Source organism: Aeromonas sp. R7-2, assembly GCF_040908105.1.
GTDB lineage: Bacteria > Pseudomonadota > Gammaproteobacteria > Enterobacterales > Aeromonadaceae > Aeromonas > Aeromonas caviae.
Genome location: NZ_JBFODC010000034.1, coordinates 1 through 23,186, shown reverse-complemented (window position 1 = coordinate 23,186; position 23,186 = coordinate 1). Strand labels below are relative to the sequence as shown.

Here is a 23,186-nt window from a genome sequence, read left to right as displayed (position 1 = left end):
TGGGTAGCGCTTGCGTGGCAGGGCGTCAGGATCAGAGGATCTCGGGGCTGACGCCTTCCTTCACCACGACCTTCATGCCGTTGAAGTTGACCACCTGCTCGGCGACTATCTTGCAGCGTTTGCGGGTCTCGACCTGACCGTCCACTTCCACCAGGCCCTCGGCGACCAGCGCCTTGGCGGCACCGCCACAATCGGCCCAACCCTGATGCTTGATCAGGTCACACAAGGCAACGAAGGGGTGACCTTCGAGCAGAAACGTCTCCATGGGAAATCCTCTAGCTGGATGAATGGCTGAAACAGCGGGGGGCTCATTCTAGGCAGTTAGGCGGGGCAGGGAAAGGGCCCGGGCCGAATTGCCCCGAAAAAGGGGCGAGCACAGGCAAAAAAACCAGCCCGACCGGGCTGGTTGTGTCTCTGGGGGCCACTGGCGCTCAAGGGAGTTTCACCACCGCTTCCCCCGTCACGGCGAGGGCGCCGCCCTGGGTGAAGATGCGGGTGGCCAGGGTGGCGATGGGCTTGTCGCTTCGAAGGGCAATCACCTCCACCTCCGCTGTTACCTCGTCCCCCACGAACACCGGGAGCGTGAAGGAGAGGCTCTGGCCCAGGTAGATGCTCCCTTTCCCGGGCAGTTGCTGCCCGAGCAGCCCGGAGAAGAGGCTCGCCAGCAGCATGCCGTGGACGATGGGGCGCTCGAACACCGTCGTGGCGGCGAAGTCCGGGTCCAGGTGCAGGGGATTGAAATCCTCCGAGAGGCCGGCGAAGGCCGCCACCTCGGCCGGGCCGAAGCGCTTGGTCAGGCTGGCTTTCATGCCCACGGCAAAGGGTTGTGTACTCATGCGGGTTCCTCTTCTTGCTTCCTGACGCCGGCAAACACCGGATTGAGCCGTACCTTGACGTAGCTGCCGGGGGCCGCCTCCAACCCCTCGGCAGGCTGCCGGGCAGGGACGGGCTCTGCCTCGTCACGGTCTTTGATAAAGCGCATCATCTCGGGCCACCAGGAGCCGCTCTGGTGGGTCGCCCCCGCCAGCCACTGCGCCGAGCTGTCCGCCTCGGCCTCGCTCTGCCAGAAGCCGTATTTGTTGGCATCCGGCGGATTGATGATGCCTGCGATGTGCCCGGATTCGGCCAGAATGAAGCGCCGCTCGCCCCCGAACAGCGCCATGCCCTGCCAGGTTCCCTGCCAGAGGGCGATGTGATCGTCCACGGCGGACACCAGCAGCACCGGGGTCTTCACCTTGGCGAGATCGATGCGGGTGTGGCGGATCTTGAGCTCCCCCTTCACCAGCTGGTTTTCCAGGTAGAGTCGGCGCAGCAGGCTGTTGTGGGTCTTGCCTGCCACGTTGGTGCTGTCGCTGTTCCAGTGCAGCAGATCGAACGCCACCGGGCTCTGACCCTTGAGGTAGCTGTCGATGTAGTAGTTCCAGTAGAGGCTGTTCTCCCGCAGCAGACTGAAGGAGACCGCCAGCTGGCGCCCGTCCATGATGCCCCTGGCCTCGTTCTGCGCCTCGAGCGCCGCGATGATGGGCTCGTGGATGAAGATGCCAAGCTCCCCGGGCTGGGAGAAGTCCAGCAGGGTGGTGAACAGGGTGGCGCTGCGTACCCGCTGCTTCTGGCGCCGCGCTGCCAGCCAGCCCATGGCGAGTGACAATGCGGTGCCACCGATGCAGTAGCCGATGCCGTGCACCTCCCGCTCGCCGGTGGCCGCCTCCACGGCGTCCAGGGCGGCGATGACCCCGTCCACCACGTAGTCGTCGAGATCGACCTGCCCCTGTGCCACCCCCGGGTTGCGCCAGGAGATCATGAAGACCGTCTGCCCCTGGGCGACCAGCCAGGCCACCAGGGAGTTCTGGGGGCGCATGTCCATGATGTAGTACTTGTTGATGAAGGGGGGCACGACCAGCACCGGGGTCTTGCCCACCGTCGCCGTGGTCGGGCTGTACTGGATGAGCTCAAAGAGCTCGGTGCGCAGTACTACCCGGCCCGTGGTGGTCGCCAGATCCCGGCCGAGCTCGAAGGCGGACTCGTCGGTCAGGCGGATGTTGAGCTGATCGGCGCTGCGCTCCAGATCTTCGGCCAGGAGCGCGAGGCCGCGCACCAGATTCTGGCCGTCGGACTCCAGGGTGAGCTTGAGCAGCTCCGGGTTGGTGGCCAGGAAGTTGCTGGGAGCCATGGCGTTGACGTACTGGCGGGTGAAAAAGCGCAGTCGCTCCCGGCTCTTCTCGGGCACGCCCTCCAGGGCATCCACCGCCGCCAGCAGGTGTCTTGCGGTCAGCAGATAGGATTGCTTGAGGTAGTCATAGAGGGGTTGCTCGCTCCAGGCCTCGGCCTTGAAGCGGCGATCGCTGCGATCCGGGGTGATCACCGGCTCGCTCGGCTGGCCTGCACTCTTGAGCAGGGTGTGCTGCATCAGCTTGAGCTGATCCTGCCACCAGTTCATCTGGGACTGGATCAGCTGCCAGGGCTGCTGGCTGCCCTGCTCCAGCACCTGGCCCAGATCGTCCAGACTGGTCTGCAGCAGGGCCTGGGCCGTGCGCTCGGTCTGGGCTCTGGCCATGGCCAGCAGCTTGTCGTTGTAGTGGGCCAGGGCCTCGAACAGCGGGCCGTAAGATGATTGGCTCATGTGTTCTCCTTCACCCACGCCCGGGGCGGGCACTTGCCCGTTCTGTCGAGTCGTGGGGAGATGTGGCTGCCCGCAAGACGGGCAGCCAGGGGTTATCAGGCCTTGCCCGTGCTCTTCTTGATGCCATCTGCGGTCAGGGCATCCAGCTCTTCCTTGAACTGCTGGCCGAGGGCGCTGAGCTTCTGGATGTCATCCAGCATCTGGCGGGAGAGCTGGCTGGCGCTCTCCAGCTGCACGGTGCCGAGGGCCGCCAGGCTCTGGGCATCCTGCACCTTGCCGACGGCCTGCAACTGGTTGAGCCCCAGTTCGGCGTAGGCATTGGCGGACGCCAGTTGCAACCGGGTCAGCTGTTCGATGTTGCTGGCCAGCAGCTGGTTGTAGCGGGTGAGGGGGGCGGCAAAGCCTTGCATCTGCTCGGTAAAGCTCTTGATCACGTCCATATTCATCATGGGTCTCCGGTTCGGCAGAACACTGTTTTTGCGGGTCAATCGACCCTTCTTGCGGGTACAGCACGTCATCCCTGTGTTACGTGTTGTTTGCTCTGTTCAAACACACGTTTGAGCATTCTGCAACCAATCCACCTTTGGTGTAAATGACATAAATGTTAGTTTCTGTTTGAATTTTCCATTCCGCCGAGTGAGCCATCCCCGGATTCAGACGAGAGGTGACGCAGGGAAAGGGCCGGGACCTCGTCCCCCGGGGCCTGCGCTGGTACCCTTGAGCCACACCCTCTTCACAAGGAATCCCCGATGAAACCGTTCGCCCTGCTGCTCGGCTGTGGTGCCCTGACCCTCGCCGGTGTCGCCCAGGCCAGCACGCCGGTCCAGATCTCCCTGCCCGGTGTCAACCTGCCCTCGTCCAATCAGGTGGAAGGGGCACGGGCTTCCTTCCTCTACGGCCGCACCGGCCAGGTGAGGGGGATCGATCTGCCGGTGTTCGCCCTCTCCGACGTGGATCAGTTCACCGGCCTGCAGCTTGGTGTGTTCTTTGGCGCGAGCCGGGTGCGCCACCAGTTTGGCGGGGTCGCCATCAACGCCGTCAACTGGCACGAAGGGCAGGATACCGGCCTCAATCTGGGCTTCGTCAACCTGACCAACAATGTGAAGGGGCTCAACTGGGGGGCGGTCAACATCGCCCAGGGCAATGCCCTGGCCAACGTCGGCTTCGTCAATTATGCCGAACGCACCACGTTCCAGCTGGGATTCGTCAATGCCACCAAGCACCTGGACGGCTTGCAGATTGGCCTGGCCAACTACGCCGAGAACGGCATCTTCCCCATTCTGCCCCTGATCAACTTCAAGAAATCCTTCTAGGGGCCAACTTGCCCTTGCTTTAGGAGGGGCAGCCATTACCCTGTGCTCCATCAAGGCTGCACAGAGGTAACAGGGGCATGACAACGGAACACATGGACGCCATCGGCATCGGCTGGGATGTGAGGGGCTGGCAGGGCAATGCCCAGGCGGTGGCGGTGGTGGGTTGGCAGGCCCGGGAGTCGCGTCTGCACTGGCTCGGGATCTCCCCCCTGTTTCGCCTGAGCTCCCGGGTCGCGCCGGATCTGGATGCCCTGCTGCGCCCGGCCCTGCAAGACGAGGTGGCGCTGATGCAGGTGCTGGCCTGCCCGCGCCTTGCTCTCGGCATCGATGCGCCCCTGGCCTTTCCCCGCGCCCTCGCCGATCTGCTGGCGGGGCGGGGGAGCGGCTTTCCCGTGCCCCAGCGGGAGATTGACAACCCTTACGCCTACCGGGATTGCGAGCGCTGGCTCCATCAGCACTATGGCAAGAAGCCCCTCTCCGCCACCTTCGACAGGCTCGGCAACAACGCCACCCTGGCCCTCTCCATGCTGCCGCGTCTCGGGGATCTGCAACTGGTGCCAAAACAGGCGAGGGCTGCCGGGCGCGCGGTGCTGGAGGTCTATCCCGCCCTGGCCAAAATGGGGGGCAAAGCCTCTGCTGTGCGGCCCGAGCTGCAACCCCACCTGCCGGCGTCCCTCATCCCTGGAACGGATCCCTATGATGCCGCGCTCTGCGCCCTGATGGCCCTGCAATATGCGGCCGAAGGGGCCGTCACCTCGCTGCCTGCTCTGGTGGACCTGCCGGAGGAGATGGCACCGGACGAAGGCTGGGTCTACCACTTCGCCCGGGATTGAGACGCCCAAGGGCACCGCGCTCCCTCTGACGACTGCTGGCGACTCGCTGTAGTCACGGCACTGGTGACGTGACTTGCTGTCGCCACTGCGTATGGCTTGTCGTTGCCACGGTGTCAGGCAAGGGTAGGCCGTGTTCGTCCTGTGATCTTCCGACGTCTCCTTGACCCTTGCCCTTGTTGCCTTATTTTGCGACTGCCGACTGCCGACTGCCGACTGCCGACTGCCGACTGCCGACTGCCGACTGCCGACTGCCGACTGCCGACTGCCGACTGCCGACTGGCGTCTTTCCATCGGACCTCATCCTTGATCCCGACTGTTTATGGTTGGTTGAAAAATCACCTTGTATGCCATCAGACAAGAGGCGTCCAGGTACATTTATCACCCCGCAGCAGCGGGGGAGATGGCTCCAGGGTTGTGCAGGAACTGGGTCGTGGCGGTCAAATATGCGGCAGGTTAAGCCTGCTGAAGCATAAATAGGGAGTCAGGGCGTTAATTGCTGGAAGAGCCGTCTCTTCATCCGATATATTGCCTCTTTTCCTCAGGCTTCTTGTGCGGTGGTGTCGATGAAACGCATTCTCTCTATCCAGTCCCACGTGGTGTTTGGCTGTGCCGGCAACAGTGCCGCCGTGTTCCCCATGCGCCGTCTCGGCATGGAGGTGTGGCCCATCAATACGGTGCAGTTCTCCAACCACACCCAGTACGAGGCGGGTTGGCAGGGAATGGCGATGCCGGCGGGCCACATTGCCGCCTTGTGCCAGGGGCTTTGCAATATCGAGGTGCTGGCGCGCTGCGATGCGGTGCTGAGCGGCTATCTGGGCTCGGCGGAGCAGGGGGACGAGATCCTGGCGGTGGTGGCGGCGGTGAAGCGAGCCAATCCGGCGGCCCTCTATTTCTGCGATCCCGTGATGGGGCATCCGGAGAAGGGGTGCATCGTCGCCCCGGGCGTCACCCGCTTTCTCACCGAGCAGGCCCTGCCGGTGGCGGACATCATGGCCCCCAATCTGCTGGAGCTGGAGACCCTGTGCGATGTCCATCTGACAACCCTGGCCCAGACCCGGGTCGCCGCACACCAGTTGCTGGAGAGGGGGGTGAAGATGGTGCTTGTCAAGCACCTGGGTCGCGCCGCCAGCGTCCCCGGCCGTTTCGAGATGCTGCTTGCCACCCCCGAGGGTGACTATCTGATCGCCCGTCCCCTTTACGATTTCGCGCGCCAGCCGGTGGGCGTGGGGGATCTCATCAGCGCCCTGATGCTGGCCAACCTGCAGGCAGGATATGAGGGGGTGAGTGCCTTCGAGCGCACCAACGCCGCGGTGGATGCGGTGCTGCGACAGACCTGGGAGGCGAATGCCTACGAGCTGCAGCTCATCACGGCCCAGAGCGCCTTTGCCGATCCGCAGATTGCCCACAGGGCCGAGCGACTGGCCTGACGCCATTGATCAGCCCGTGACGGGACTGGCTGATCAAGGTTCAGCTTGCGGCACTGATCGGTGTTGCATCCTGAAAATGTTCGACCCTGGGGAAGGGGTCGTAGAAGTGGTGCAGCAGGGCCTTCCACTCCTGGTACCGGGGGGAGCCCCTGAACCCCCGGGTGTGATCTTCCAACCGTTCCCACTGTACCAGCAGCAGGTAGTGATGGGGATCGTCCAGGGCTCGCTGCAACTGGTGGCCCAGGTAGCCGGGCATGGCGCTGATGATGTGCTGGGCCCGGGCGAAGGCCTGCTCGAAGTCAGTGGCCTTGCCGGGAATGATCTGCAGATGGGCGACTTCCAATATCATGATGGCTCCTTGCCGATGAGTCTGATTGAACCAAAAACCTATGTACGCCGAGCCTTGGAGGGGGCAAGACCGGCACGCTGTCCGGTCTTGCCAGGCCGTCTGCCTCAGAGCTGCTTGTAGAAGAACTGGGTGGCGGCGAGGGTGCCGTCCCCATTGCGGGCGAAGTCCGGGATCTGGCCGGCCTCCTGATAGCCGAGCTGGCGATAGAGGCTGGAGGCCACGTCGCCGACCCGGGTATCCAGCACCAGCAAGGTGCGCCTGGCGTCCCGGGCCCCTTGCTCCATGGCGTTCATCAGGGCGCGGCCTACCCCCTTGCCACGGGCCTGGCTGTGGACCATCAGCTTTTCCACTTCGGCCCTGTGGCCCCCGTTGGCCTTGGTGCACAGGGAGAGCTGCAGGGCGCCCACCAGATGGTGCTGATCAAACGCCACCCAGAGCTTGCGCACTCCATCCGCCAGCTCCCCCTCGATGCCTTGCCAGTACGCCAGCCCCTGCTCTTCCTGCAGGGGAGGCAGAAAGCCCACCGAGGCACCGCTGGCCACGCAATCTTGCAGCAGGGCGATCAGCGCCGGTTTGATGCCTCTGGTGCTCTCGACCTCAAGGATCTCCATTGAATGTCCTCATCTTCTCTCTTGGCCCACGTGGGGGATTAACGTCTCGGGCGCGGACTCTCCTGCCGGTGCCATCGTCATCCGGTCAGGTGCGCCGTCTCTTAATGGATCAGTCCCTGCGCTGCCAGCCACTGGAACAGCAGGCGGGAGACGGGGGAGACTTCGGCCAGGTGGCGGCTGTCCAGCCAGCGCAGCTCGGCGATCTCCGCCGAGGCGACGGGCGTGCCGTCGGCGTCCCCCGTGTAGCAACGCAGATTGACATTCACCCCTTGCGGCTTGCCGTCCGCCTGGGCGCTGAACTCGCAGGCGAACGCCAGGGTGTCGGGTTTCAGGATGACCGCGAGCTCTTCCTCGATTTCACGAACGAGGGCCGCCTCGTCGCTCTCGCCCGGCTCGCGCTTGCCCCCCGGAATGTAGTAGATGTCCTTGCCGTGGGAGCGGGCGCACAGCAGTTGTCCCTTCTTGAAGGTCAGCCAGGCGAGTTTGTCGATCATGGGCAGATTCCTCTTGTTGCCGCTTGTCAAAGGGGGGGCTCGCTGCTCGCACAGGGTGCGATAGGAGCGGGTTTCCCGCATCTCGGGCGCCAGTCCCAGCCGGCTAGCCAGCGCCAGCAACTGCGCGCGGTAGGCGGGCAGGGCGGTCTCGTCGTCAGTCATGATGGCGAGCTCGGCAAAATCACCGACGCCTGCCAGGTGATCCACCGTGACGTGGAAGGCCCCCAGAAAATAGATGCTGCGCCGCTTGTCGATGGTCAGCACCGGCCGGTAGCCCAGGGTGCGCACCATGCTGGCCGCCTTGTCCGCATCGGTGATGTTGACCGCCTCGCAGCGATCGGGTCCGGGCCCTTTGACTATCCAGAGCCGGATGCCGCTGGGGGCCATGGTGCGGATGATCAGGCTCTTCTCTGTCCGGGCCAGGGCGCCATCTGCCGTGTCGAAGTAGCAGTCCTGCTCATGATTGTCCGCCATCATCACCTCGGGGCCGAGGGCCGTGAGGGTATGTACAAAGGCGGCGCTGTCCGTCAGGCGGTATTTGAACTCCACCTCGAAGCGCCCCTGAAAGTGGGTGGTCATGGCCTTGCGACGGCTCCCGAACGGCAAATGAATAGGGCAGCCTAGCAAAAGTGCCGGGCTCTCCCAAGCATCGGGATCACAGCTTCGCATCGACTGCCGACTTTATGACCAGATGGTGAGGGAAAATCCGCCCTGGTGCACAGCTTGTGGCCCGGTGGCTGGGCGCCGTACGGGGGCTGTGCTCTAATAAGCTCCCTCTTTGGCGGTATTTCCGCCCTGAACAACGACAACGACAACGAGGCGGCGGCCCCGGCCGCGCCAGTGGAGCCACAGATGCAGATCACCTCACAGACCCCCTTTATCGGACTGGGCGTGGCGGGCAACTTCGCCGGTCACCTGGAGCAGGCAGGGGAGGCGGCGGACTTCGTCGCCGTCAAGGTTGACGACAAGGTCGCCCCCAAGGCGCTGTTCCCCTTCTATGTGCCGAACCATCCCGGCCAGCTCGGGGTCTTTCCCCTGAGCGGCGAGGCCATCTTCCTGCCGGAGGCGGCGGTGAGCGGGGATGAAAAGGTGCAGATTGAACCCGAGGTGGCACTGTGGTGCGAGCTGGAGTACGCGGGGGAGCAGGTGGTGGCCATCCATCCCAAGGCGTTTGGCGCCTACAACGACTGCTCCATCCGTCGCCCCAATGCCAAAAAGATCAGCGAGAAGAAGAACTGGGGTGAAGAGAGCAAGGGGCTGGCCGCGAACCTGCTGCCCCTGACCCACTTTGCCGCAGGATGCGAGCTCGATGACTACCGCATCGCCTGCTATCTGGAGCGGGACGGGGAGCTGCACCCCTACGGGATCGACAGCGCGGCGGTGGATTACAGTTACTTCCACGATCAGTTGCTGGCGTGGGCCATCGACAAGTTCAACCATCAGCAGGACGAAGGCCCGGCCGAGCATATCCAGGGGCTGCTGGCCCAGGCGGGGCGCCCGGCCCATGCGCTCATCAGCATTGGCGCCACCCGCTACACCCCCTTTGGCGAGACCCACTTCCTCGCTCCCGGTGACACCGCCTGCGTGGTGGTCTACCCCGCCAGTCGCTACAGCGAGAGCGCCATTCGCGAAGCCATCGCGACCCGCCGCGTTGGCGCCGATGTCTCTGTCCTGCTCCAGGCGGTCAAGACCCGTTGATCGCGATGCCTTCCCAACCTGGGGAGGCATCTTCTTTCTCTTTATGCTTGCGCACACTCCATGCTGGCGTCATGCATGATCAGCCGAAAGAGGAGTGGCAGATCAGGTAGGTTGCCATGGTGGTGATCAGAGAGTGCAGGGAGCAGGATCTGGCGGCTTGCTCAGCCTTTACGCCGAGCTCAGACCACGGGATCCCGTGATGCCGCTTTCCATGGCGAGGGAGACGCTCGCGAGCCTGCTGGCCAGGCCCGAGGTGCGGATCATCGTGGCGAAGGTGGGCGGTGAGCTCGCCGCCACCTGCCAGCTCGGGGTGATCCCGACCCTGAGCAACGGCGGCAGGCCCTTTGGCATCATAGAGCACGTGGTAACGGCCTCTGCGTTCCGACGCCAGGGGCTGAGCCAGAAGGTGCTTGAACAGGCGCTCTCCCTGGCCTGGGGGCTGGATGGCTACAAGGTGATGCTGCTCTCGGGGGAAGGGCGCGATGAAGCCCATCGCCTCTATGAGAAGCTGGGCTTCAAGGCGGGCATCGAGAAGGGGTTTGTCATCAAGCAGGCAGAGGCCCAGGGCTGCACCTTGACGAGGTTCGGCCCCAAGGCTTAGCATCGGCGCTTTTGCCATAAATTGAGCCAACAATTCATGAAGATAGAACAAGCACAAACCGGGGATTACCCGGCCCTGATCGCTCTCTGGGAGGCCTCGGTACGCGCTACCCATCACTTCCTGCAAGAGGAAGACATCGCCACCCTCAAGCCTCTCATCCTCGAACACTATTTCGATGCCGTGCGCCTTTATTGCGCCAGGCAGGATGGCGTGATCGTCGGTTTTATCGGGGTGGCTGAGGGCAATATCGAGATGCTGTTCATCGCTCCCGAGGCGAGAGGGGGCGGGGTCGGCCGCCAGCTGGTGGACCACGCCATCCGTTGTCTGGGGGCGACTCGCGTGGACGTCAACGAACAGAATGCCCAGGCTGTCGGCTTCTACCAGCACCTGGGCTTCGAGGTGACGGGGCGCTCCCCCCTGGATGGCCAGGGCAAGCCCTATCCCCTGCTGCACATGGCCTTGGCCGCCGGTTAAGGGCGCCAGAGCATAAAAAACCGCCCGAGGGCGGTTTTTTGTTGTTCAGGAGGTTTGGCTCGCGCCTCCTCACTCCTCGCTGGAGTTGTCCTGATAGTCGCCCCGCTGGGCCTTGGGGAGACGGCGCATAGGGGCGAAACCGATGTCCTCGCCTACCACTTCCCGCTTGCGGGACTTGTTTTGCGCAGGCTGGGCAGGCTTCTTGGCGCCATCCCCTTTGCCTTTCCCGGCGGCGGGCTTGCCCTTGGCGTTGGCATGGCCACGGGCGCGGGGCGGGTTTTGCACCGGCTTGCTGCCCGGCAGGGTCTGGCGGCTCGGCTTGCCGCTCGGCTCGTATCCTTCCAGGATCTCCACGGTCAGGGATTGGCCGATCAGCGCCTCGATCTCCTTGAGCTGACCCAGCTCGTCCTGGCTCACCAGAGAGATGGCCTCGCCGCCACGGCCGGCGCGGCCGGTGCGGCCGATGCGGTGGATGTAATCCTCCGCCATCTGGGGCAGCTCGAAGTTGATCACGTGGGGCAGTTGATCGATATCCAGGCCGCGAGCGGCGATGTCGGTGGCAACCAGCACCCGCACCTTGCCTTCACGAAAATCCGCCAGCGCCCGGTTGCGGGCCCCCTGGCTCTTGTCACCGTGGATGGCGACCGTATCCAGGCCATCTTTCTGCATTTGCTGGGCGAGCCTGTCGGCAATCTGCTTGGTGCGCACGAACACCAGCACCCGCTGCCAGTTGCCACGGCCAATCATGTGGGAGAGCATCTCCCGGCGGCGCTCCCGATCGACCTGGATGATGCGCTGGCTTACCTGCTCTGCGGCGGTGTTGCTGGGATCCACCTCGATGAGGGTGGGATCCTTGAGCAGATCGTCCGCCAGCGCCTTGATGTCATTGGAGAAGGTGGCAGAGAACAGCAGGGTCTGACGCTCCTCCGGCAGGGCCTTCATGATGCGGCGAATGTCGGTGATGAACCCCATGTCGAGCATTCTGTCCGCTTCATCCAGCACCAGTACCTCGAGGGCGCTCAGGGTCAGGGCGCCCTGGGTCAGCAGATCCAGCAGGCGGCCCGGGGTGGCGACCAGAATGTCGACCCCGAGCTTGATGGCGTCCAGGTTTGGCTTGATGCTGACGCCGCCATAGGCGATCAGGGTACGAAACGGCAGGTGGTGGGCATATTTGATGATGCTCTCACCCACCTGGGCGGCCAGCTCCCGGGTCGGGGTCAGCACCAGGGCTCGCACCTGGCGACGACCGCCACGGCCGTGGTTGGCCAGCAGTCGATGAAGCATGGGCAGGGTGAAACCGGCCGTCTTGCCCGTGCCTGTCTGGGCGCCGCCCAGCACGTCCTGCCCGGCCAGGATGGCGGGAATGGCTTGCTGCTGGATGGGGGTGGGTTGTTCGTAACCCAGCTCCTTGACGGCCCGCAGGATGTGCGGTGACAGACCCAGTTCATTGAATGACATGTTCGAGGGACACTCCGAGCCTTGGGCTCAACGGGTGACGGCAGCCTTGGTCCGTCACGACATGGAAAATAGGGTGGGTCGCCATCGAGGCTGGGCCTGAGCCCGGCAAAGCGACCGCACAAGAGAACAGTGGGCGCGTAATATAGCAGATGCGAGGCGTACGCGCAGCAGCCGTGTCGCGAGCAGGGTTGCCACGGCCATCCCGGCAGGGAAAGGCCAGGGGGCTGCAAAGAGGTGCCCGGTTCGCCTCGGCGCACGCCCGTCAGAGCAGTCCCTCGATGGCCTGCACCAGATCCTCCGGCCTGGTCTGGGGGGCGAAGCGCTCCACCACCCGGCCTTCTCGGTCAATCAGGAACTTGGTGAAGTTCCACTTGATGGCCTCGCTGCCAAGGAGTCCGGGCTTTTGCTCCTTGAGCCAGCGATAGAGGGGGTGGGCCCCGGCGCCGTTGACCTCGCATTTGGCCATCAGGGGGAAGCTGACCGGGTAGTCGAGAGAGCAGAAGCGGGCGATCTCCTCGGCATCGCCCGGCTCCTGATGGCCAAACTGATCGCAGGGAAAGCCCAGGATCTCGAAGCCTTGGGGGCTGAACTGGCGATAGAGTGCCTCAAGCCCGGTGTATTGGGGGGTAAAACCGCAGCGGCTTGCCACGTTGACCACCAGCACGACACGGCCCTGCAGATCGGCGGTGGACCAGGCCGTGCCATCGAGTCGTTGCAGGGGGATGAGGGGCAGGGGCATGGTTTCTCCTGATGCAAGAGGGGCGACAAGGCGCCCGGGGGACAATCCTTGCACGTTAACGGGCCGAGGGCCGGGGAGCAAGGGGGAGGGCGTCTGTGCCCCCCAGACTCCTATTGATGGCGGGACTTCTCAAGAGAAGCAATCCGGTTTGTGCCGATGGTCCGAAGTCGCTACAAAGCGCACTCTCTCCCCTCGCTGCGAGCCTATCTTGGACTATCAAGCCGTCATGGATGCCATCTACACCCGGGGTTGGGTGATAGTGGATGATTTTTTAACCGCCGCCGAGGTGGATGCCCTCAAGGCCTGCCTGCCGGACGAGTGGCGACCGGCGGGGATCGGGCGCGAGACCCTGCATCAGGACAACCGCGATATCCGCCGGGATCAGATCCACTGGCTCGACGCCTCCCTCGGCGCGCCGGTGGCCGACTATCTGGCTCGGATGGAGTCCCTGCGGCTGGCCGCCAACCAGATGTTGATGCTGGGGCTGTTCGACTACGAGGCTCACTTTGCCCGCTATCGCAGCGGCGACTTCTACGCCACCCATCGCGACGCCTTCGCCGGGCGATCCAACCGCCGGCTCACCTCGGTGTTCTACCTGAACAACGACTGGCAGCCAGAGGCGGGGGGAATATTGCGGGTCTATGACGACAGCGAGCAGTTTCTGATGGATGTCTCCCCCCGGGGCGGGCGGCTGGTGCTCTTCCTGTCTGAAGAGTTTCCCCACGAGGTGCTGCCCGCAAGCCGGGAGCGCTACAGCATTGCCGGCTGGTTTCGGGTCAACGGCAATGGCGCCGGGCGGGTCGATCCCCCCCGCTGAGCGCATTTCATCCTGTTTCTGACACAGGAAGAGACTTTTATCTGCCCGGGCAGGGGGAGGTGCGCCCCATCGGCTGACAAGGCTTCCCCTCCCTTGCTACACTGCCCGCACTTATGTTCGTTTCTGGCTTCGTCCGGTTTTCATGCGGTTGGGTTTGACATGGTGATGACGAAGCCGCTTCTCCCAAGGGATCACATCTAATGAAGAACATGCATGTCTTGCTGCTGTGCGGCGGTGGCGGCTCCGAGCACGAAGTCTCGCTGCGCAGCGCCAATTTCCTCGAAAAACAGCTTGGGCTCCTGCCCGGTATCGAAGTGACCCGGGTCGAGATGTTTGCCGACCGCTGGCTCTCCGCCGACGGTCGCGAGTGCAAGCTGGGGCTGGACAAGCTGCTCTCGTTCGACAGCGTGGCCCGTCCGGTGGACTACGTGGTGCCCTGCATCCACGGCTATCCCGGTGAGACCGGCGATCTGCAATCCTTCCTCGAGCTGGCCGGCCTGCCTTATCTGGGTTGTGACGCCGAGGCGAGCAAGGTGTGCTTCAACAAGATCACCACCAAGCTGTGGCTCACCGCCATCGGCATCCCCAATACCCCCTACCTGTTCCTGACCGAGCAGGGCGAGGCGAGCCTGATCGAGGCGAAAGCGGCGCTGGCCAAGTGGGGCAAGGTCTTCATCAAGGCGGCCTCCCAGGGCTCTTCCGTGGGTTGCTACTCCGCCAGCAACGAGGCAGACCTGGTGAAGGGCATTGCCGATGCCTTCGGTTACTCCGAGCAGGTATTGATCGAAAAAGCGGTCAAGCCCCGCGAGCTGGAAGTGGCGGTCTACCAGTATGGTGACGAGCTGGTGGCCACCTATCCGGGGGAGATCTGCGTACCCCAGGACAAGTTCTACACCTATGAAGAGAAGTACAGCAGCGCCAGTCACACCGAGACCGCGCTCAAGGCCGAGGGACTGACTCAGGCGCAGGCTGACGCCATTCACGAGTACGCGCTCAAGGCGTTCCGTCAGCTCAAGCTGACCCATCTGTCGCGCATCGACTTCTTCCTGACCGAAGAGGGGGAGATTTTGCTCAACGAGATCAACACCTTCCCAGGCATGACCTCCATCTCCATGTTCCCGAAACTGCTGGAGCACCACGGCCACAGCTTCGCGCACTATCTGGAGCAGATCCTGCGAAAGGCGGTCTGACGTCGCCAGACCCGGTTGCAACGGATGGTGAGTAGGGGCCTCAGGGCCCCTTTTTTCATGGGGGCGAGGCGGGCAGAACGCGGGGAGGGAAGGGGGCAGGGCGCCGCCTGGCAAGCCTTGCCGCCAGGAGGGCGCGCCGTTACAATCAGCCCCCTTTTGTCCCGCCACAGGCACCGTCAGAGCCGCGTTCCATGAAGCCCATCCCCGATCACGCCGTCAACCGCCTGCGCATCTGGCGCAAGAGCGTCTCGACCCGACCCTTTCTTGCCCGTGGCGGCAGCGTGCCACGCTGCGATGCCTGCCAGCTGCGCCACGACTGGTGTGCCTGCGACTGGCGCCCGGCGCTCAAGGCCGAGGCCGGTTTCTGCCTCATGATGTATGACAGCGAGCCCATGAAGCCCTCCAATACCGGGCGCCTCATCGCCGACGTGCTGCCGGATTCCACTTGGGCCTTTCTCTGGTCGCGTACCGAACCCCATCCCGAGCTGCTGGCCCTGCTGACGGATCCCGCCTGGCAGCCCTATGTGGTCTTTCCCGCCTGCGAGAAAGCGCCCGACCGCCTGACCGGCGAGGTGGTACTGGCCCCCGGCAAGAAGCCGCTGTTCATCCTGCTGGACGGCACCTGGCCCGAGGCGCGCAAGATGTTCAACAAGAGTCCCTATCTGGACGGCTTCCCTGTACTCGCCATCAAGCCGGATGCGCTCTCCACCTACGGCATGCGGGTCGCCCACAGCGACGAGCACCTGTGCACCGCCGAGGTGGCCGCCTGCGTGCTGGAAGTGGCCGGGGAGCTGCGGGCGGGACAGGCGCTGCAGCTCTGGTTCAATCTCTTTAGCAGCCGCTACATGGCTGGCCGGGTAAGCCGTGCACCCGGTGCTGATGAAGCGCCCCTGCTGGAGGGGCTGGAGGCCATCAAGGGCCAGAGCCGCGCTCTGGATTAATTCTCAGCAGCCGCTACATGGCTGGCCGGGAAAGCCGTGCTCCCGGCGCTGATGAAGCACCCCTGCTGCAGGGGCTGGAGGCCATCAAGGGCCAGAGCCGTGCTCTGGATTAATCCTCATCAGCAGCCGCTACATGGCTGGCCGGGTGAGCCGTGCTCCCGGTGCGGATGAAGCGCCCGTGCTGGAGGGGCTGGCGGTTATCAAAGCCCAGAGCTGCGCTCTGGATTAATCCTCATCAGCAGCCGCTACATGGCTGGCCGGGTAAGCCGTGCGCCCGGCGCTGATGAAGCGCCCCTGTTGCAGGGGGTGGCGGTTATCAAAGCACAGACCCTCTCGCACGCTGATTGATGAAAATAAGGAATTAGTTGGCTGCCATTGTTTCGTTGGCTTCATGAGCCTGCCCTCGCTAGGATAGCGACCTGTTGACTCCTTCAGGCTCCAGGCCATGCCGGGCGCCGCCAATCACACGAGGTCTATGGATGGAACTGGAACTGCTCACCCTGGTCGCCCTGTTCGGGGTGGCCCTCATCGCCGGCTTTATCGATGCCATCGCCGGGGGCGGGGGACTCTTGACGGTGCCGGCCCTGCTGGCCACCGGCATGCCGCCAGCCCTGGTGCTTGGCACCAACAAGTTGCAGAGCAGTTTCGGTTCTTTCTCCGCCACCTGGTTCTATGCCCGCAAGGGGCTCCTTGAGTGGGCCATCATCTGGCCGGCGGTCATCTGCACCTTCATCGGGGCGGCCATCGGCACCCTGGCGGTGCAGACCATCGATGCCGCCATCCTGGAGCGGCTGCTCCCCTTCCTGCTGATGGCGTTTGCCTGCTACTTCTACTTCTCCCCCAGGGTGAGCGATGCGGAGAGCCAGCGCCGCCTCACCCCCATGGCGTTCGCCCTGCTGGTGGGCGGGGGCGTGGGCTTTTATGACGGCTTCTTCGGGCCGGGCACGGGGTCGTTTTTTGCCATCGGTTTCGTGGCCCTGGCGGGCTTTGGCATGGCGCGGGCCACCGCCCACACCAAGCTGCTCAACTTCACCTCCAACATCGCTTCCCTGCTCTTCTTCACCCTGGGGGGCAAGGTGGTGTGGAGCGTGGGGCTGTGCATGGCGCTGGGGCAGTTCATCGGGGCGCGCATGGGCTCCAAGCTGGTGCTCAAAAAAGGGGTGAAGCTCATCAAGCCGCTGCTGGTGACCGTCTCCCTGGTGATGTCCGCCAAGCTGGTGTGGAGCCAGTACCCCGAGCTCTTTGCCTGGTTGGACTGAGCCGGTCCCCCCCCATGACGAGGGCCCGATCGCAGATCGGGCCCTCTTGCGTTTCAGCCCTGTGCCGTCAGTTGCCGGAAATGGGCTTGCAGCGCCTGCACCAGGCGGGCGATGCGATCGCGCTTGAGGCTGTTTGGCCGATAGACCAGGTGGAGCGGGCGGCCCAGCCCCGGCAGGGGGCGTGCCTGTGTCCCCTGCTCACCCACCAGCGCCAGCAGGCCGGCGGGCAGGAGCACGGGGCCAATGCCTGCCTTGGCCAGTTCGATCAGCGCCAGGTAGGAATCGAGCTCCATGGCGGGGATAAGCCCGAGGGCGGCCAGGGGCTCGCGCAGATAGCGGTTGGAGGGGTTCTCCAGATCCATGGTCAGGATCTTGCGCACCTTGCCCTGCATCCCCTTACTCACGTCGCCTTCAGCCAGTTGCTTGCTGGTCACAGTTTCTTGCAAGGTGCCCTGGTGATCCGGCTGCGCCGCCTCATCCAGAGCGTCCCCCACCAGATAGAAGGGCTCCTCCAGCAGCCGTTCAGCACACAGCCCATGGCCCGGCGGCAGGCGACCGGCGCAGATCCCGAGCAGGGCATCCCCGCCGCGCACCCGGGCCAGAATGACCGGGGTGTGGTGGGTAGAGAGGGCAATGTGGGGATCCCGTTCAAGGTAGGCGTGCATGAAGCGGGCGAGGTAGCCCGCCAGCAGGGTTTCGGAGCAGGCGATGGACAGAGGGGTCTGATCCGTGAGGATCTGGCTGTCCGCCAGCACCCCCTTCATTTCGGCGAGGCTCGGGGCTACCCGGGCGAGCAGTTCACGGGCCTGGGGAGTGAGGCGGATATGACGGCCATCCGGCTCGATGAGCTTCTTGCCAAGGCGCTGCTCCAGCTGGGCGATGCGCTTGCTGACCGCCGACTGACTGATATAGAGGCGGCTTGCAACCTTGGCCATGGTGCCCTCGCTTGCCAGCAGGCAGAGTGTCTCCAGCCCTTCCAGTAACATGCGTCCTCCCTCCTCGTGTGTTGGACGCGGTTACCTTAGGGGCTGGTGGCATCAGGGGCAAGTACCGTTTGCGGCCCTTGATAGCGGCCAGCGCCACGCCTTGACGGGGGGCGCGAAGATCACCAGGTTGCCGATGAGGCTCACCACCACGCCGACGATGGAGACCGTCTGCCAGACAAAGCCTTCATAGAAGGTGGAGAGGGTGAGGGCCACCAGGGGGAAGAGCACGGTGGCGTAGGCCGCCTTGCTGGCACCGATGCGCCCCACCAGGGTGAGGTAGGCGGTGAAGGCGATGACGGAGCCGAAGATGGCCAGATAGACCATGGCGGCGAGGTAGCGCGGGTCGGTGGGCAGGGTGAGTGACTGACCGAGTACAGTGACCCAGCCCAGCAGCAGCGCCACGCCGTAGACCATGCCCCAGGGTACCATCTGCAATACGTGATAGCCCTGGCGCTGTCCCCGGGCAGAGACCAGGTTGCCCAGGGAGAAGCAGAGGGTGCCGGCGCAGGCAAAGAGCAAGCCCTTCCAGCCGTTTGCACCCAGTTGCGCATCCGCCAGCACCGGCCAGAAGAGCAGCAGGGTGCCAAGCAGCCCCAGCAACGATCCTTGCAGCCAGCGCAGGCCCGGTCGTTTTCCTTCGAACAGCCAGAGATTGAGGCCGTTGAAGATGCTGGCGCTGGCGAAAATCACCGCCGACAGACCGCTCGGGATATAGAGGGTGGCGTGGTAGAAACAGAGGAAGTTGGTGGAAAAGAGCAACGCGCCGAGCAGGGCAGCATAACGCTGGCCCGCCCAGGGCAGGCGCGGAAACTTGCCGCTCACCGTGAGCAGGGCGAACAGGGCCAGGGCCGCCAGGGCGAAACGATAGAGCACCGAGACCTCGATGGGGATGGGGCCGAGCTGCCAGGCGATGGCAATCCAGGTGCTGCCCCAGATGAGGACGGTGGAAACATAGAGCATCAGATTCATGGTGTGATCCCATCAAGAGAAGATGATGTGATCAGCATGAACCGGGAGGCGGGGCGCCGGCTTGCACCATCTTGCGGTTTTTTCAACGGAGGCGCAGCCTTTGACCATGAGGCGCGATAAGATGGCGACAGGAAAGGGGCGGCAAGTGCCAAAGAGGGAGGCAAGCGTGCAGCATGCCATGCAGCAGACAAGACAGGCGGGGGTCTTTGATGCCCTGGTGAGCACCGGTGCCAGACTGGAGGACTCCTGCTGGCTGGAGCCCGGGCTCGGGGTGGCGAGCTGGTGCAACCGCTACGATCAAACCCGCTACCACAAGCCGGGCAACCACACCATCAGTGTCTACCTGCAGGGGGGCGAGCAGACCGAGCGGCTGGACGGCCCCGGTGGCCATGGCGGTGCGGGCAAGGTGTGCATCATGCCGGATCACCACAGATCCGAGTGGCTGGTGCGCGAGGAGTTTCGCTTCTTCCATCTCTACTTCACCCCCGCCCACTTCACCCGTATCGCCGAACAGGCGTGTGACAAGGAGGGACGTCATCTGCAACTGGAAGACAAGACCTTCATCGACGATCCCCAGGCGGCGGCCCTGGTGCAGGGGCAATTGATGAAGCTGGACTGGCAGCACGGCATCGATCGCATGGCGCTCTCCCACGGCGCCTGGATGCTGATGCTGCACGCCTATCGCCATCACACCCGCGAGGCCCCGGCGCTGCCGGAGGTGCGCGGCGGCCTGGCCCCCGCCGTGGTGCGCCGTGTACAGGAGTATCTGCAGGCTCACCTGGCCGAGCCGGTCACCCTGGGAGAGCTCGCCCGGGAGGCGGGTCTGAGCGAATACCACTTCGCCCGGATGTTCGGGCAGAGCCTGGGCTGTCCGCCCCACCGCTACCTGCTCGGGCTGCGGCTCAAGCGGGCCAAGCAGTTGCTGGCGGGAAGCGAGCCCCTGGCCAGCATCGCCGCCCAGTGCGGCTTCTCCTCCCAGGCCCATTTTGGCAACCGCTTTCGGGAGGCGTTCGGCCTGAGCCCGGGCCAGTGGCGAGCCCAGTTGTCATTCTCCTGTCACAGATAGGCGGCAGATTGGTTGGCAACGAGGGGGAACCTCGTTCCTTCAACCTGCACAGGAGTTGCCCTTGAATCATCGCAAACGTCAGACCCGTACCCGCCACCTCTGGTTCAACCACTGGAATGCCCCCCTCTATCGCGTCACCCAGCCGACGCCGCCCGAACCGCTCGTTCCTCACAGTTCCCGCTGAAAACGCCGTAACCCGATAGGATTTTTCCGGCAACTTTGCCACTATTGCGCCATCAGGATGGACTGGATATGGCCGCATGTTTCTGGAACGCATTGAAGTCAAAGGTTTTCGCGGAATAAATCGCCTCTCCCTCGGGCTGGACAACACCACTGTGCTCATCGGCGAAAACGCCTGGGGCAAATCCAGCCTGCTGCGGGCCCTCTGGTGCCTGCTGGGGGATGCCGAGCCCTATCAATTTGGTCAGGATGATTTTCACCGGCCCGAAGATCCCGAGCTCGAACCCTCGCGCACGCTGCAACTGGTGCTCACCTTCAGCGAGTATCGTCCCCAGATGTGCCAGCACTCCCGCCGTCTGGCCCGCCTCGGGGCGGCCTGGATCCCCCACAAGGACAAGTTCCACCGGGTGCATTATCGTGCCAGTGCCGAGTTGCAGGACGATGGCAGCGTGCTCACCACCCACGACTTTCTCGACGGTATCGGCAAGAGCCTGGCCATCGACAACAATGAAGCGCTGGTGCGTCTGCTCATTACCATGAACCCGGTGTTCAGGCTGCGGGATGCCCGTACCGCCCGGGAGGGCATCGAGCGGCTGCCCTGGGGGGATCTGTGCGAGCAGCGGCTGGACGAGCTGGCCGGCAAGCTCACCGACGAGCCACAGCGCATCGGCGAGCCAGAACTCAAGGAGGCGCTGCAGGCGGTGCAGCAGTTGATGGAGCACTACTTCAGCGCCCTGGCGCCCATCAAGCACAAGCCTCGCAGCCAGCGGGATATCGTCAATCGCCCCATGACCCTGCGCAATCCCGGCAACCTGCAGGTGCTGCTGCGCAATGCGGACAACCGGGCGCTGCAACTGGCCATGGCGGGCATGGCAGCCATGCTGCTCCACGCCCGAGGCAACCGGGAGCTGGAGGAGGGGGCCAGACCCATATTGATGCTGGAAGACCCAGAGAGTCGCCTGCATCCCACCATGCTGGCCCTGGCCTGGGGTCTGCTGGAGCAGTTGCCCGGCCAGAAGCTGCTCACCACCAACTCGGGGGACCTGCTCTCCTCCTTGCCCCTCAATCAGGTGCGCCGTCTGGTGCGCCGCCAGCAGGACATCCTCTGCCATCAGTTGGGAGGGGAGCGCTACAGCAGCGACGATCTGCGCAAGATTGCCTTCCATGTGCGCATCAACAGGCCCATGTCGATGTTTGCCCGCTGCTGGCTGCTGGTGGAAGGGGAGACCGAGATCTGGCTGCTCTCGGAGCTGGCCCAGATCTGCGGCTACAGCCTGCGGGCAGAGGGGGTGCGCATCATCGAGTTCGCCCAGTGCGGCCAGGCTCCTCTCATCAAGGTGGCCCGGGACTTTGGCATAGAGTGGCACCTGCTCACCGACGGTGACGAGGCGGGTGCCAAGTATGCAAGCTCCGCCCGCTCCCTGCTCAAGGGGGAGCGCGAGCGGGATCGGCTGACCCAGTTGCCGGCGGCAGACATAGAGCACTACCTCTACCAGAACGGGTTCGAGGGGGTGTTCCGGCGCGAGGCGGGGGTCGGGGGGCGCTCCACCCTCAACGCCGGGCGCATCATCGCCAAGGCGATCCACCATCGCAGCAAGCCAGGCATGGCCCTGGCGGTGGTGGAGGAGGCGGAGCGCCTCGGCAGCGAGCACATTCCCCCTGTGCTCAAGCAGATGTTTGCCCGGGTGGTTGCCCTTGCCCGGGGACAAAGCTGACTGGCGACGTTGGGAAGACGGAGGGAGTTTGGATATACTCCCTGCCTCTTGTCCTTCCTTACCCTGTGATGGGTGCACCCGCACCCGGACTGCTGCCGGAGACCCTATGTTCGTCCAACTTCCTTTTTGGCTCTTTCCCCTGACCGGTCTGATGGCTCTGGGGGCCCAGATCGCTGTGGGGCTCGTCCTGTGGCGCGGTGATCTCTGCCCGGGCCAGCGCTCGCGGATCACTACCCAGCTCTTCTCGGTCTGGGTGATCACCGGGCTCTCTCTGATGCTGGCGGTGGAGGCCAAGGTTGCGGGCTGGCTCATCTGGAGCGGGGGGGCCGCCCTGGTGCTCGGTATCGTGATCTCCCTGCTTCAGTCTCGCCTGGAGGGCAAGCGCGCCATCCCCGCCACCCTGCTGTGGTTGCCCGCCATGCCGCTCGCCCTCTACGGGCTGGGTCTGATGCAGATCCAGGGCTGGCTCGGCGGCCTGCTGCAGATGGTGCTGCTGGGGTCGGCCTTTGCCCACCTGATGCTGCTGCGTGCCCGCCACCGCCTGCAAGCCTTCAATCTGCTGCTGCCCCTGGCGGGGCTGGTCTCCGCCATCCTGAGTCTTATCTGGCTGGCGGTGCTGGTGGGTTGGCAGGGGAGCAGCGCCGGGCTCGACCCGCTGATCCCCGGGGTAGTGACCCAGGCCGGCCTGCTGGTCGCAGCCCTGCTGCTCTGGTTCAGCCCCATCTACCGTCAGCAGGAGACGGCCCCCGTGGTGGTCTCCGTGACCCTGTGCGGCCTCATCATCGCCCAGATTGCGGCGACCAGCGTGTTGCACCAGCTGGCCTGATCCCGGCGCATCCTCCCGCCCGCACCTTGTTGTGCGGGCTTTTTTTATGGCAAAGAGGGGCAAGTGGGGGGGAGCGCGGGGAGGGGCCTGAGGGGCGAGAGATCGCTAGCTGCCTGAAAAAACTGCGATTTGTTGCAAAAGAGCGCAGTATGTGACGGTTTAATCCCCGAATAAACTTTTTTTAGGATATTTACTTGCAATCTCAGCGTTGGCGCCTATTATGGGCGACCTCGGACGCGGGGTGGAGCAGCTCGGTAGCTCGTCGGGCTCATAACCCGAAGGTCGTCGGTTCAAATCCGGCCCCCGCAACCAACCATTTGTGTCCATGGCAAGCGCATAGCGCAGCGGTGGAGACGAAGACAGCAAGAAGCAACTGCTCTGCTTTTTGTGGTGGCAATACAATTCGGACGCGGGGTGGAGCAGCTCGGTAGCTCGTCGGGCTCATAACCCGAAGGTCGTCGGTTCAAATCCGGCCCCCGCAACCAACTATTTGTATCCATGGCAAGCGCATAGCGCTGCGGTGGGGACGAAGACAGCAAGAAGCAACTGCTCTGCTTTTTGTGGTGGCAATACAATTCGGACGCGGGGTGGAGCAGCTCGGTAGCTCGTCGGGCTCATAA

General features: G+C 64.1%; 24 protein-coding genes, 2 tRNA genes and 4 pseudogenes. 18 read left to right on the top strand and 12 right to left on the bottom strand.

Annotated elements, in window-relative coordinates:
* Positions 1 to 31 precede the first annotated feature (31 nt).
* The 4 genes from ybcJ to AB5Y47_RS13630 form a co-directional block, all read right to left on the bottom strand.
* Positions 32 to 265 (bottom strand): ribosome-associated protein YbcJ, encoded by a 234-nt coding sequence (gene ybcJ / locus AB5Y47_RS13645; RefSeq protein ID WP_010674882.1) that lies wholly within the window; start codon positions 263 to 265, stop codon positions 32 to 34.
* Between the two features lie 166 nt (positions 266 to 431).
* Entirely contained in the window at positions 432 to 836 is a 405-nt protein-coding gene (locus AB5Y47_RS13640; protein ID WP_045524572.1) for a MaoC family dehydratase, read from the bottom strand.
* On the bottom strand, positions 833 to 2,620 hold the full coding sequence (locus AB5Y47_RS13635) for a class I poly(R)-hydroxyalkanoic acid synthase (protein ID WP_368220309.1): 1,788 nt from the start codon (positions 2,618 to 2,620) through the stop codon (positions 833 to 835). Before AB5Y47_RS13635 ends, AB5Y47_RS13640 begins: the two co-directional genes overlap by 4 nt.
* Positions 2,621 to 2,715: 95 nt before the next feature.
* Complete coding sequence (locus AB5Y47_RS13630; protein WP_039040883.1) at positions 2,716 to 3,066, bottom strand: phasin family protein; 351 nt, start codon at positions 3,064 to 3,066, stop codon at positions 2,716 to 2,718.
* A 303-nt stretch (positions 3,067 to 3,369) separates the two neighbouring features.
* On the opposite strand from AB5Y47_RS13630, the gene AB5Y47_RS13625 reads away from it, so the two are divergent.
* The 3 genes from AB5Y47_RS13625 to pdxY all read left to right on the top strand — a co-directional run bounded on the left by AB5Y47_RS13625 (position 3,370) and on the right by pdxY (position 6,193).
* A complete protein-coding gene (locus AB5Y47_RS13625) occupies positions 3,370 to 3,933 on the top strand; it encodes a phaC PHA synthase (protein ID WP_103243059.1) in 564 nt (187 codons plus the stop codon).
* Positions 3,934 to 4,010: 77 nt separating this feature from the next.
* Positions 4,011 to 4,766 carry a DUF429 domain-containing protein gene (locus tag AB5Y47_RS13620; RefSeq protein ID WP_128296096.1) on the top strand — a complete coding sequence of 252 codons (756 nt, stop codon included), beginning with the start codon at positions 4,011 to 4,013 and terminating at the stop codon, positions 4,764 to 4,766.
* Positions 4,767 to 5,329: 563 nt separating this feature from the next.
* The gene (gene pdxY / locus AB5Y47_RS13615) at positions 5,330 to 6,193 is read left to right on the top strand and encodes a pyridoxal kinase PdxY (RefSeq protein WP_319896926.1); all 864 of its coding nucleotides are present in this window, start codon (positions 5,330 to 5,332) and stop codon (positions 6,191 to 6,193) included.
* A 40-nt stretch (positions 6,194 to 6,233) separates the two neighbouring features.
* Here pdxY and AB5Y47_RS13610 read toward each other — a convergent pair whose 3' ends face one another.
* From AB5Y47_RS13610 to cyaB, 4 genes and pseudogenes are all read right to left on the bottom strand, one after another.
* Positions 6,234 to 6,542: an antibiotic biosynthesis monooxygenase gene (locus tag AB5Y47_RS13610; protein WP_069651329.1), complete on the bottom strand. Its 309-nt coding sequence runs from the start codon at positions 6,540 to 6,542 to the stop codon at positions 6,234 to 6,236.
* A gap of 104 nt (positions 6,543 to 6,646) precedes the next feature.
* Positions 6,647 to 7,153 (bottom strand): GNAT family N-acetyltransferase, encoded by a 507-nt coding sequence (locus tag AB5Y47_RS13605; RefSeq protein WP_010674875.1) that lies wholly within the window; start codon positions 7,151 to 7,153, stop codon positions 6,647 to 6,649.
* A gap of 101 nt (positions 7,154 to 7,254) precedes the next feature.
* On the bottom strand, positions 7,255 to 7,647 hold the full coding sequence (locus AB5Y47_RS13600; protein WP_279987905.1) for an NUDIX domain-containing protein: 393 nt from the start codon (positions 7,645 to 7,647) through the stop codon (positions 7,255 to 7,257).
* 42 nt (positions 7,648 to 7,689) lie between these two features.
* Positions 7,690 to 8,226: pseudogene (gene cyaB, locus AB5Y47_RS13595) on the bottom strand (class IV adenylate cyclase); the annotation flags it as partial.
* A 273-nt stretch (positions 8,227 to 8,499) separates the two neighbouring features.
* Here cyaB and AB5Y47_RS13590 point away from each other — a divergent pair.
* The 3 genes and pseudogenes from AB5Y47_RS13590 (at position 8,500) to AB5Y47_RS13580 (ending at position 10,420) form a co-directional block, all read left to right on the top strand.
* Positions 8,500 to 9,345 carry a DUF5718 family protein gene (locus tag AB5Y47_RS13590; RefSeq protein ID WP_139737952.1) on the top strand — a complete coding sequence of 282 codons (846 nt, stop codon included), beginning with the start codon at positions 8,500 to 8,502 and terminating at the stop codon, positions 9,343 to 9,345.
* A 116-nt stretch (positions 9,346 to 9,461) separates the two neighbouring features.
* Positions 9,462 to 9,946: pseudogene (locus tag AB5Y47_RS13585) on the top strand (GNAT family N-acetyltransferase).
* 36 nt (positions 9,947 to 9,982) lie between these two features.
* Entirely contained in the window at positions 9,983 to 10,420 is a 438-nt protein-coding gene (locus AB5Y47_RS13580) for an acetyltransferase (protein WP_124245369.1), read from the top strand.
* A 69-nt stretch (positions 10,421 to 10,489) separates the two neighbouring features.
* On the opposite strand, the gene AB5Y47_RS13575 is transcribed toward AB5Y47_RS13580, so the two are convergent.
* Both AB5Y47_RS13575 and AB5Y47_RS13570 read right to left on the bottom strand, forming a co-directional pair.
* Positions 10,490 to 11,878 (bottom strand): DEAD/DEAH box helicase, encoded by a 1,389-nt coding sequence (locus tag AB5Y47_RS13575; RefSeq protein ID WP_104452968.1) that lies wholly within the window; start codon positions 11,876 to 11,878, stop codon positions 10,490 to 10,492.
* Between the two features lie 262 nt (positions 11,879 to 12,140).
* Positions 12,141 to 12,617, bottom strand: a complete 477-nt coding sequence (locus AB5Y47_RS13570; RefSeq protein ID WP_214004702.1) for a glutathione peroxidase — start codon at positions 12,615 to 12,617, stop codon at positions 12,141 to 12,143.
* Positions 12,618 to 12,825: 208 nt separating this feature from the next.
* Between AB5Y47_RS13570 and AB5Y47_RS13565 the strand changes: the two genes are divergently transcribed.
* The 6 genes and pseudogenes from AB5Y47_RS13565 to AB5Y47_RS13540 all read left to right on the top strand — a co-directional run bounded on the left by AB5Y47_RS13565 (position 12,826) and on the right by AB5Y47_RS13540 (position 16,824).
* On the top strand, positions 12,826 to 13,434 hold the full coding sequence (locus AB5Y47_RS13565) for a 2OG-Fe(II) oxygenase (protein WP_274799320.1): 609 nt from the start codon (positions 12,826 to 12,828) through the stop codon (positions 13,432 to 13,434).
* A gap of 200 nt (positions 13,435 to 13,634) precedes the next feature.
* The gene (locus AB5Y47_RS13560; RefSeq protein WP_010674866.1) at positions 13,635 to 14,624 is read left to right on the top strand and encodes a D-alanine--D-alanine ligase; all 990 of its coding nucleotides are present in this window, start codon (positions 13,635 to 13,637) and stop codon (positions 14,622 to 14,624) included.
* A 191-nt stretch (positions 14,625 to 14,815) separates the two neighbouring features.
* On the top strand, positions 14,816 to 15,565 hold the full coding sequence (locus AB5Y47_RS13555; RefSeq protein ID WP_368220308.1) for a tRNA-uridine aminocarboxypropyltransferase: 750 nt from the start codon (positions 14,816 to 14,818) through the stop codon (positions 15,563 to 15,565).
* Positions 15,565 to 15,678, top strand: a pseudogene (locus AB5Y47_RS13550) (DTW domain-containing protein); the annotation flags it as partial. The gene AB5Y47_RS13555 and the pseudogene AB5Y47_RS13550, both read left to right, overlap by 1 nt.
* Positions 15,679 to 15,680: 2 nt before the next feature.
* Positions 15,681 to 15,794 (top strand): annotated as a pseudogene (locus AB5Y47_RS13545) (DTW domain-containing protein); the annotation flags it as partial.
* A gap of 250 nt (positions 15,795 to 16,044) precedes the next feature.
* Positions 16,045 to 16,824 carry a TSUP family transporter gene (locus AB5Y47_RS13540; RefSeq protein ID WP_102948517.1) on the top strand — a complete coding sequence of 260 codons (780 nt, stop codon included), beginning with the start codon at positions 16,045 to 16,047 and terminating at the stop codon, positions 16,822 to 16,824.
* Positions 16,825 to 16,877: 53 nt separating this feature from the next.
* On the opposite strand, the gene AB5Y47_RS13535 is transcribed toward AB5Y47_RS13540, so the two are convergent.
* Positions 16,878 to 17,810, bottom strand: a complete 933-nt coding sequence (locus AB5Y47_RS13535) for a LysR family transcriptional regulator (protein ID WP_102948516.1) — start codon at positions 17,808 to 17,810, stop codon at positions 16,878 to 16,880.
* Positions 17,811 to 17,861: 51 nt separating this feature from the next.
* Positions 17,862 to 18,779: a DMT family transporter gene (locus AB5Y47_RS13530; RefSeq protein WP_041215090.1), complete on the bottom strand. Its 918-nt coding sequence runs from the start codon at positions 18,777 to 18,779 to the stop codon at positions 17,862 to 17,864.
* Positions 18,780 to 18,957: 178 nt separating this feature from the next.
* On the opposite strand from AB5Y47_RS13530, the gene AB5Y47_RS13525 reads away from it, so the two are divergent.
* The 6 genes from AB5Y47_RS13525 (at position 18,958) to AB5Y47_RS13500 (ending at position 23,051) form a co-directional block, all read left to right on the top strand.
* Complete coding sequence (locus AB5Y47_RS13525; RefSeq protein ID WP_042016580.1) at positions 18,958 to 19,845, top strand: helix-turn-helix domain-containing protein; 888 nt, start codon at positions 18,958 to 18,960, stop codon at positions 19,843 to 19,845.
* Positions 19,846 to 19,906: 61 nt separating this feature from the next.
* Entirely contained in the window at positions 19,907 to 20,029 is a 123-nt protein-coding gene (locus AB5Y47_RS13520; RefSeq protein ID WP_257692902.1) for a hypothetical protein, read from the top strand.
* 76 nt (positions 20,030 to 20,105) lie between these two features.
* A complete protein-coding gene (locus tag AB5Y47_RS13515) occupies positions 20,106 to 21,740 on the top strand; it encodes an ATP-dependent endonuclease (protein ID WP_039038583.1) in 1,635 nt (544 codons plus the stop codon).
* 106 nt (positions 21,741 to 21,846) lie between these two features.
* The gene (locus tag AB5Y47_RS13510) at positions 21,847 to 22,566 is read left to right on the top strand and encodes a hypothetical protein (protein ID WP_368220307.1); all 720 of its coding nucleotides are present in this window, start codon (positions 21,847 to 21,849) and stop codon (positions 22,564 to 22,566) included.
* 235 nt (positions 22,567 to 22,801) lie between these two features.
* Positions 22,802 to 22,878: transfer RNA gene (locus tag AB5Y47_RS13505), tRNA-Met, on the top strand.
* 96 nt (positions 22,879 to 22,974) lie between these two features.
* A tRNA-Met gene (locus AB5Y47_RS13500) sits at positions 22,975 to 23,051 on the top strand.
* Positions 23,052 to 23,186: the final 135 nt, after the last annotated feature.